Raw genomic sequence first — 8,183 nt, 5'->3', positions numbered from 1 at the left:
GGTGGAAGAGTCTCCATCGCCGTTCATGACGGAAAAACTGCGCAAAAAAATGGGCGAAGCCGCCATAAAAGGTGCCAAAGCCGTAAAATACGAAGGTGCCGGTACAGTAGAGTTTTTGGTGGACAAACACCGCAACTTTTATTTCATGGAAATGAACACCCGTATCCAGGTAGAGCATCCGGTTACCGAAGAGGTGATCAATTTTGATTTGATAAAAGAACAGATCAAAGTAGCCGCGGGTATCCCGATATCGGGTAAAAATTACGAGCCAACCATGTGTGCCATCGAGTGCCGCATCAATGCCGAAGACCCGTCGAAAGATTTCCGCCCGTCGCCGGGTAAAATTACCAATTTCCACTCGCCGGGTGGCCATGGTGTACGTATCGATACGCATGTGTATACCGGTTATGTGATACCGCCCAACTACGATTCTATGATTGCCAAGGTGATCTGTACGGCCCAAACCCGCGAAGAGGCTTTGAACACCATGCACCGTGCCTTGTCGGAATTTGTGATTGAGGGGGTTAAAACCACTATACCGTTCCATTTAAAATTATTGGCAGATCCAAACTTTAGGGCGGGTAATTTTACCACCAAGTTTATGGAAACGTTTGAGTTTTCCGAATAATCACTAAATTGCAACTTTAAAATGTAAGTACCGTTCTGTAAACCAAGAGTGGTACTTTTGTTTTTAACACAACCATGAGCGACGACAACAGATTCCTAAAAGCGATACGCAGCAAAACAAAAAGCCTCGAAAGCGAAATGTCGTTTTTCGATCATCTTGAAGTACTCAGGTGGCACCTCATCCGTGCGGCCCTCGCTGTTGTGGTTTTTGCCGGTGTTGCTTTTTATTACTTCCAGTCCATCTGGCAAAACATCATCATGGGTCCCAAAAATGGCGACTTTTTTACCTATCGCATGTTGTGCAAACTGGGTGTGTTGTTAAATAACAACGGCCTTTGTGTTACCAGTATCCCCGGCAAAATCATCAATACCGAAATGGCGGGTCAGTTCTCTATCCAGATCAATTCGTCTATCATGCTGGGTATCATCTTTGGTTTCCCGTATTTATTGTGGGAAATATGGCGCTTTGTTAAACCGGCTTTAAAGGAGAAAGAACAAAAAGCTACCAGCGGTTTCGTATTCTTCTCTTCAACTTTATTTATCGCGGGCATTCTTTTTGGATATTATGTGGTTTCGCCCTTGTCTATCCACTTCCTCACCAATTACCAAATCAGTCCTGATATTCAAAACACCTTCACTATCGACTCGTACCTTACCTCGGTAGCAACATTAACTTTGGTGAGCGGCCTGGTGTTCCAGTTGCCTATCGTGGTGTTTATACTCGCTACTTTAGGCATATTGACGCCCAAGTTTATGCGCGAAAAGCGCCGCTTTGCTATCATCATCATTATGGTGATCGCCATGCTGGTGACACCTACGCCCGACCCTACAACGATGCTGGTCGTGAGTGCGCCTTTGTTCGGCTTGTACGAGTTGAGCATATCTGTTGCGGCCCGCGTGCAAAAACGTAAACTCAAAAAAGAGCAGGAGTTCATGAACTCATAATTTTAGATAGATGCACAATTTAAAAATCGCCATCGGTGGCGATCATGCCGGATTCAGTTACAAGCAACAATTGCTGCAAACATTGCAGGTGGCGGAGCTGAAAGATTTTGGAACCTTTAGTTCCGACTCTGTAGATTACCCCGATTTTGCCCACCCTGTAGCCTCGGCTGTTGAGAGCGGCGAATTTGATTTCGGTATACTCATCTGCGGCAGCGCCAACGGTGTGGCCATAACCGCCAACAAACACCAGGGCATCCGTGCCGCTATTTGCTGGAACGAAGAACTGGCAAGCCTGGCACGCAGACATAACAACGCCAACATCGTATGCATCCCCGAGCGTTTTATCTCGTTTGAATTAGCCCAAAGCATCATCGAAATATTTTTTACGACAGAATTTGAAGGTGGCCGACACGCCAATCGTGTAAATAAAATTTCTTGTTAACTTAGGGTCAATTTTTTAACTGACCAAATGAAACAAATTTACACCACCGCTGTCGCGTTGGCATTGTCCGCCGGGCTATACGCCCAGGACCCGATAGCGCAAAAATACGCCTCGCTCATCACTGCCGATGACGCCAAAAAACATTTAAGCATCATCGCGTCCGACGCCTTTGAAGGCCGCGAAACCGGTAAACCCGGTGCCACCATGGCCGCCAACTACATCGAAGCAGAATTTAAACGCTTAGGCCTGCAGCCGCCTGTAAACGGCTCCTACTTTTTAAATGTACCCCTCGTCGAAAATTCGTTTACCGTAAAAACGCTCACCATCAACGGTACTTCCTACGCATACCGTAAACAATTTTATGCAAACGCATATAACACAGGTATTACTGCCGATAATGTAATTACAGCTACCGATTTTGTATATCTGAACCATAAAAAAGGTGGCGACCCTGCAGTGGAACTTGGCTCTACTGACATTACAGGCAAAGTGGTGCTATTGGTAAACGATGGCGAATCGCCCCCGAATGTTAGCAAACGCATCGATTTTATCCAGACCAAAAAACCGGCGTTGATACTGGCTACATCGGCCAACGTGGCCAACATATTAAAAAACCTATATGGCGGTCGCGGTAATGGCGGCGGTGGCCGTTTAACTATTAAAGAAGATGGTCCCATCCCCGTTTTGGCACCGGTTTACAATATTTCGGCCGAGGTTGCCGCGCAATTATTCGTCAACTCGGGCGAAACATTCGAAACGTTTCAGGCCTCGGGAGATGCCGACGGCTCACAACCCAACACGGTGTTGAAAGGGCAGATATCCACCACCATCAGTACCATTAGCAATGAGGCCAAAGCGGTCGATGTATTGGGTTATATGCCCGGTACCGACCTGAAGGATGAGGTGCTGGTATTTTCAGCACATTACGACCATATCGGCCTCACCACATCGGGTACCGACAAGGTGAACAACGGCGCCGATGATGATGGCTCGGGTACCACAGGTATTTTAGAAATTGCCAGAGCTTTCGCTGAAGCAAAAAAAGAAGGCCACGGCCCGCGCCGCAGCATTTTGTTTTTAGGCAACGTGGGCGAAGAGAAAGGATTATTGGGCTCAAAATACTATACCGACCACCCGGTTTTCCCGCTCGAAAAAACCATTACCGACCTCAATATCGATATGATAGGTCGTGTTGGTTATGACTACATCGGTAAACCCGATTCGGCAAATTATGTGTATGTGATAGGATCGGGCATGCTCAGTACCGACCTGCGCAAAGCCAATGAGCTCGCAAACAAAACCTACACCAAGCTCGATCTTGACTATAAATACGACGACCCTAACGACAAAAACCGTTTTTATTATCGGTCCGATCATTACAACTTTGCCAAACATGGCGTGCCCATTATTTTTTATTTTAATGGTACCCATGACGATTACCACCAACCCGGCGACGAAGTAAGCAAGATCAACTTTCCGCTGCTGGCCAAACGCGCGCAACTGGTGTTCTATACTGGCTGGGATCTGGCTAACCGCGATAAGCGCCCGGTCGTTGACGGGAATACCGGGAAACAGTAAGGATTATTTAAAATATAATGTAAAAAGGGTATGATTGGCTATCTCGATCGTATCCTTTTTATCATAATCGCTCTTTTAACAGAATCAAGTTTTAAATAAGTATATCTATAAAAAGTATTGAAGTAACCTTTACGATCATTGTGCGGAAAAGTCGCGAAGATCATGGTTGAGTCGGTAGGGAGTGTGAAGAGGCCTTGGACTGTTTTATTGTCCTCCTGCGATTTGAGGTCGATATAATAAGGGTATTTGGTGAAATCAACTTTATAGCTATATAGAACTGCAAAATTGCCGCCATCTTTTATTGTCGCCAAGCTGTCGCTAATGAAATTTACAAACTTATCCATGGAATACATCCACCAGCCCTTGAGGTGCAAAAGAGTTGGTTTTGTGATATAAGAATAATCTTTGCTGTCAATTTTCGTCAGTAACACCGTAATCGCTTTCTTGGGGTCTTTCTGTTCCTTAGTTTGCAAGGCGATGGTATTGTCGTTAACAAATTTTAATAAGTATTTTATTTCAATGGTATTGCCATCGCGGTTAATTCCGTATCGGGTGAACTCAATCGGGTCCTGATGTAAATCGAAACGACATCTGTAAATATCCCTGAAAAACCCTTTTTTGTCTTTGAAAATAAAAAGGCTGTCGTTTACAAAGATATACTCAACACTGTCTTTATGTACAATATTATTGGTCCGTAGCCATTTACCCACCAAATCTTTCATCGTCCGTGTTTGGCTAAAGCCCGATGTAGCACTAAAGATGATACAGATAAATACTGCCAAATATCTTTTATTCATGTCAATTGATTCAGTCCCTCAAAATAGTCATTATAAAACAACGTCGCAATCCGTGAAAACACCGAATTTGATAAGCGGCCTGTGTGGATAAAATAATCAGTGCAATCAACCCCTAATCGGTGTAATCAAAAAAATAATGCCGTATTTTTGATGTTATGACAACCATTGCCGACGAATTTTTGGTAGCGACTGAGGATAAGGTTTTTGACAGGGACCACCGACGCATATTGAATTACAATATCGGCAAGTACGATGTGGCCGTTGAACGTGGCCTGTCGCGGATAGCCAACCTCGAAAACGCCAAACGCAAGGCCCACATGATCAAGTGGAAAGTGATGGAGAACCTCGACAAGTTTTTGCCCGAGTTCGAGCTTAACTTTCAGCGCCGCGGCGGCAAGGTTATCTGGGCCAACGATTACAAAGAAGCCCAGGCCGAAATACTACAAATTATGCAGCGCGCCGGTGCCAAAACGGTGGTCAAATCCAAATCGATGGTCACCGAAGAAATCCACCTGAACGAGTTTTTGGAAAGCCACCAAATGGAGTCGTTAGAGACCGATTTGGGCGAATACATTGTTCAACTGCTCGGCCAGCCGCCATACCATATCGTTACCCCGGCCATGCACCTCAGCAAGGAAGACATCGCCAAACTTTTCCACGAGCGTTTTGATACACCCATCGACGCCACGCCCGAACAACTTACCCAAAAAGCCCGCGAACTGCTGCGCGAAAAATACCTCGCTGCCGATGTGGGCATTACCGGGGCTAACTTTTTGATTGCCGATACCGGCAGCATCGCTGTAAGCGAAAACGAAGGCAACGCGCGCCTTTGCACCACCTTCCCTAAAATACATGTCGCCATTGTGGGTATCGAAAAGATCATCCCATCCATGGCCGATCTCGACCTGTTCTGGCCCCTGCTCAGCACACACGGAACGGGTCAAAATCTTACGGTATACAACTCCATTTTAAGCGGCCCCCGTCAACCCGGCGAAACCGACGGCCCCGAAGAAATGTACGTGATCCTGCTCGACAATGGCCGCACCAACCTGCTTGCCCAAAAAGAGCAGCGCCAGGGGCTGTACTGCATCCGTTGCGGCGCCTGCTTAAATGCCTGCCCCATCTACAAAAACGTTGGCGGGCACAGCTATAACACGCCCTACAGCGGGCCCATCGGGTCGGTCATCACCCCGCACATGCGCGGCATGGAAGACTTTAAACACCTCAGCTACGCCTCCAGTCTCTGCGGCAATTGCAGCGAGGTTTGCCCTGTAAAGATCGAGATACACAAAATGCTGCTCCTCAACCGCCGCGACGCGGTAAAAGAAGGCCTGGTAACCCGCAAAGAGCGCTGGGGCTGGAAACTCTGGAAAAAAGGCATGCTAAGCCGTAAAATGATGGACTTTTTTAGCGGCAAAACCAAAAACCGCATCCTCAACCGTTACTTCAAAAAAAGCTGGGGACATTTTAGGGCCATGCCCAACGTGGCCGAGCAGTCGTTCAGCAAGCTTTGGAAGGAGAAGAATAAGGGGGTGGAGGAATAGATTTAATAGTGAATGAAAAGATACAGAAATTTGATATTGTTTTTTTCTTTGATAGGTTTTTTATCTTGTCAATCAAATTCAGATAAAAATATTTCAAACGACTCATTATTAATTAAAAAAAACATAGTCACTAATACTGATTTGAGCGATGTTTCCATGTTAAATTTAATTGTTGACCCGCAAAGCTATAATCATAAACGTGTTAGGGTTATTGGTTACCTTAATTTGGAGTTTGAAGGTAATGGATTATATTTTCACAAAGAGGACTATGATAACTCGATATGCAAAAACGGCTTGTGGGTAGATATGTCAAGAGATAGCATGAGACTGCCAAACATAAAAAAGCTTATAAAAAATTATGTGATAGTAGAAGGTACTTTTGATACCAAAACCGGACATATGGGTGCTTGGGGTGGTTCTATCGAAAAAATCACAAGATTGGAAGCTTGGGAGCCCACAGTTTCGCCTGTTGAAAAAAAGAGTTCCGTACATTTTCCCTTGTCTAAATAAAATAGTTATCTACCCTCCTTGCGCTCGTTTGCAACGAGCGCTTAACATGGTTTAGCGATTGCATCGCTATAGAGTAGTAAACTCAATCCCCATAAAGTACTCAAATAAAAATAAGCTATATTTGTAATAGCATTTGCGCTAACACAATGAAAGTATTACTGGACATACCCGATAACAAAGCGGCTTCATTAATGAATGTACTGAATGATATTTCGTACGTAAAGGCTAAAGCTATTACTAATGAGAAAGCTTTACTTATTGAAGAGATACGCGAAGCAGTTGAAGAACTGAAGCTTATAAAGTTAGGTAAAAAGAAAGCCCGTAATGCCGACGAGTTTTTGAATGAGCTATAATTCTTCCAATCCCACCCGCTGTTCGTAGACTCTGTCTACGAACTATTATGCATGTAGTCTACGACTACTGTGTGTATAGTTTTACCTGTCGTTTATTTTGAAATTGCACAAGCTTTATTTTGAAATTGTAGTTATGCGCAAATCGGTGCCTACCGTATTTTTATATTTTTTCAACCACAGCTGTTCGTAGCCTCTGTCTACGAACCCCTATGCCTGTTTCTCCGATTATAGTACGGTATATTTCCCTATAAACATTTTAATGATGACAATACACCCCCGTCTTTTTATAAATATTATACTTGAAAAGTTTATCTTAGTTCGATGGAAATAACCAGCACAACCGATTTGATAAGACGTGTACGGGTAGCTTTATGGCTAAACCTGTTGATTTGTATATGGGCTTTAACAGTATTTATCAAAGCCTTAAACGGTAACACGATGTGGCGTACTGTAAGTTCGGGTATTGGGTTTGTTGGTTTTTTGGCTGTTTGTGTGCTGTTGGTTTTGCGTTTGAAAAAACTGCAACGACAACTCAAGTAAATTTCCCTGTTTTTTTGAATGAAATTTTTGTTCAATTTGTGTATGGAAACCACAAACGAACTTCTTAAAAAACTTACTTTTTTTAACGAGCCACAGTTTAAGGCCGAATTGCTGGAACATGGCAAACTCCTCTCGCTTAACAAAGGCGATACCATTGTGCGCGATGGACAGTATGTCAAATTCCTGCCCATTGTGTTAAAAGGTTCTATCCGCGTTTTTCAGCAAAAGGAAGACCGCGAGATATTGCTTTATTATGTAAAAGCACAGGAAACCTGCACCATGTCGCTGGCGGCGGCCTATTTCAATAACAAAAGCACCTCGCATGGAATCGTTGCCGAACCGACCGAAGTACTGGTCTTCCCCGCCGACCTGATAGACCAATGGCAGATGAAATACCCATCGTGGAACAAGTATGTAATGCACATGTTCAGGAAACGATATGATGAGCTCATTAACTCCTTCGAGGGCCTGGTTTTCGAACATATCGATGTTCGGGTTCGGGAATATCTGAAAAGCAAAGCACTGGCAGACGGCAGTAAGTCGATCGAACTTTCGCACCAGCAACTCGCTTCCGAATTGGGTACTACCAGGGTAGTGATATCGCGCATCCTCAAAGATTACGAACGCCAAAAAAAGATAAAACTTTTCAGAGGAAAAATAGAGTTAGTCTGACTACATCTTCCATTTTACATCTTCCGTATTCCACGTAAAAATTTTATTTTTCCTTATGTATCTTTTGATACCGTTCTGATTGTTAATGGCTTATAACTTTGTTTCAACAAAACAATTAGCAAATTTAAAACCCAAAACAATCATGAAAACATTACATTGCTCAGATGCCGGCTTC

General features: G+C 44.1%; 9 protein-coding genes and 1 pseudogene. 9 read left to right on the top strand and 1 reads right to left on the bottom strand.

Translation table 11 applies throughout. The features are described from left to right. The 4 genes and pseudogenes from QZX97_RS09935 to QZX97_RS09920 all read left to right on the top strand — a co-directional run. A pseudogene (locus QZX97_RS09935) lies at nucleotides 1-628 on the top strand (acetyl-CoA carboxylase biotin carboxylase subunit); the annotation flags it as partial. A gap of 74 nt (nucleotides 629-702) precedes the next feature. Then, nucleotides 703-1,572, top strand: a complete 870-nt coding sequence (tatC, locus tag QZX97_RS09930; protein ID WP_295651702.1) for a twin-arginine translocase subunit TatC — start codon at nucleotides 703-705, stop codon at nucleotides 1,570-1,572. A gap of 10 nt (nucleotides 1,573-1,582) precedes the next feature. Further along, entirely contained in the window at nucleotides 1,583-2,014 is a 432-nt protein-coding gene (gene rpiB, locus QZX97_RS09925; RefSeq protein WP_295651705.1) for a ribose 5-phosphate isomerase B, read from the top strand. Nucleotides 2,015-2,041: 27 nt separating this feature from the next. Next, nucleotides 2,042-3,592: a M28 family peptidase gene (locus QZX97_RS09920; protein ID WP_295651707.1), complete on the top strand. Its 1,551-nt coding sequence runs from the start codon at nucleotides 2,042-2,044 to the stop codon at nucleotides 3,590-3,592. A 38-nt stretch (nucleotides 3,593-3,630) separates the two neighbouring features. On the opposite strand, the gene QZX97_RS09915 is transcribed toward QZX97_RS09920, so the two are convergent. Continuing rightward, nucleotides 3,631-4,389, bottom strand: a complete 759-nt coding sequence (locus tag QZX97_RS09915) for a hypothetical protein (protein ID WP_295651709.1) — start codon at nucleotides 4,387-4,389, stop codon at nucleotides 3,631-3,633. Between the two features lie 155 nt (nucleotides 4,390-4,544). On the opposite strand from QZX97_RS09915, the gene QZX97_RS09910 reads away from it, so the two are divergent. From QZX97_RS09910 to QZX97_RS09890, 5 genes are all read left to right on the top strand, one after another. Next, on the top strand, nucleotides 4,545-5,933 hold the full coding sequence (locus QZX97_RS09910; protein WP_295651711.1) for a LutB/LldF family L-lactate oxidation iron-sulfur protein: 1,389 nt from the start codon (nucleotides 4,545-4,547) through the stop codon (nucleotides 5,931-5,933). A 12-nt stretch (nucleotides 5,934-5,945) separates the two neighbouring features. Next, the gene (locus QZX97_RS09905) at nucleotides 5,946-6,443 is read left to right on the top strand and encodes a hypothetical protein (RefSeq protein WP_295651713.1); all 498 of its coding nucleotides are present in this window, start codon (nucleotides 5,946-5,948) and stop codon (nucleotides 6,441-6,443) included. Between the two features lie 146 nt (nucleotides 6,444-6,589). Further along, entirely contained in the window at nucleotides 6,590-6,796 is a 207-nt protein-coding gene (locus tag QZX97_RS09900; RefSeq protein WP_295651715.1) for a hypothetical protein, read from the top strand. 321 nt (nucleotides 6,797-7,117) lie between these two features. Next, nucleotides 7,118-7,336, top strand: coding sequence for a hypothetical protein (locus QZX97_RS09895; RefSeq protein ID WP_295651717.1), 219 nt, complete (start codon nucleotides 7,118-7,120; stop codon nucleotides 7,334-7,336). Nucleotides 7,337-7,378: 42 nt separating this feature from the next. Continuing rightward, on the top strand, nucleotides 7,379-8,008 hold the full coding sequence (locus tag QZX97_RS09890; protein WP_295651719.1) for a Crp/Fnr family transcriptional regulator: 630 nt from the start codon (nucleotides 7,379-7,381) through the stop codon (nucleotides 8,006-8,008). Nucleotides 8,009-8,183 lie beyond the last annotated feature (175 nt).

Origin of the sequence: uncultured Mucilaginibacter sp. (genome assembly GCF_903893715.1) — a bacterium.
Taxonomy (GTDB): Bacteria; Bacteroidota; Bacteroidia; order Sphingobacteriales; family Sphingobacteriaceae; genus Mucilaginibacter.
Note: the sequence above shows the minus strand (reverse complement) of the source record. Positions and strands in the feature narration are given on the sequence as shown.

Bases quoted from the DNA above. Each gene is read 5' to 3' on its own strand.
- QZX97_RS09910 (WP_295651711.1), top strand. From the start codon at position 4,545: ATGACAACCATTGCCGACGAATTTTTGGTAGCGACTGAGGATAAGGTT.
- QZX97_RS09895 (WP_295651717.1), top strand. From the start codon at position 7,118: ATGGAAATAACCAGCACAACCGATTTGATAAGACGTGTACGGGTAGCT.
- QZX97_RS09920 (WP_295651707.1), top strand. From the start codon at position 2,042: ATGAAACAAATTTACACCACCGCTGTCGCGTTGGCATTGTCCGCCGGG.
- QZX97_RS09900 (WP_295651715.1), top strand. From the start codon at position 6,590: ATGAAAGTATTACTGGACATACCCGATAACAAAGCGGCTTCATTAATG.
- QZX97_RS09915 (WP_295651709.1), bottom strand. From the start codon at position 4,389: ATGAATAAAAGATATTTGGCAGTATTTATCTGTATCATCTTTAGTGCT.
- rpiB (WP_295651705.1), top strand. From the start codon at position 1,583: ATGCACAATTTAAAAATCGCCATCGGTGGCGATCATGCCGGATTCAGT.
- tatC (WP_295651702.1), top strand. From the start codon at position 703: ATGAGCGACGACAACAGATTCCTAAAAGCGATACGCAGCAAAACAAAA.
- QZX97_RS09905 (WP_295651713.1), top strand. From the start codon at position 5,946: ATGAAAAGATACAGAAATTTGATATTGTTTTTTTCTTTGATAGGTTTT.
- QZX97_RS09890 (WP_295651719.1), top strand. From the start codon at position 7,379: ATGGAAACCACAAACGAACTTCTTAAAAAACTTACTTTTTTTAACGAG.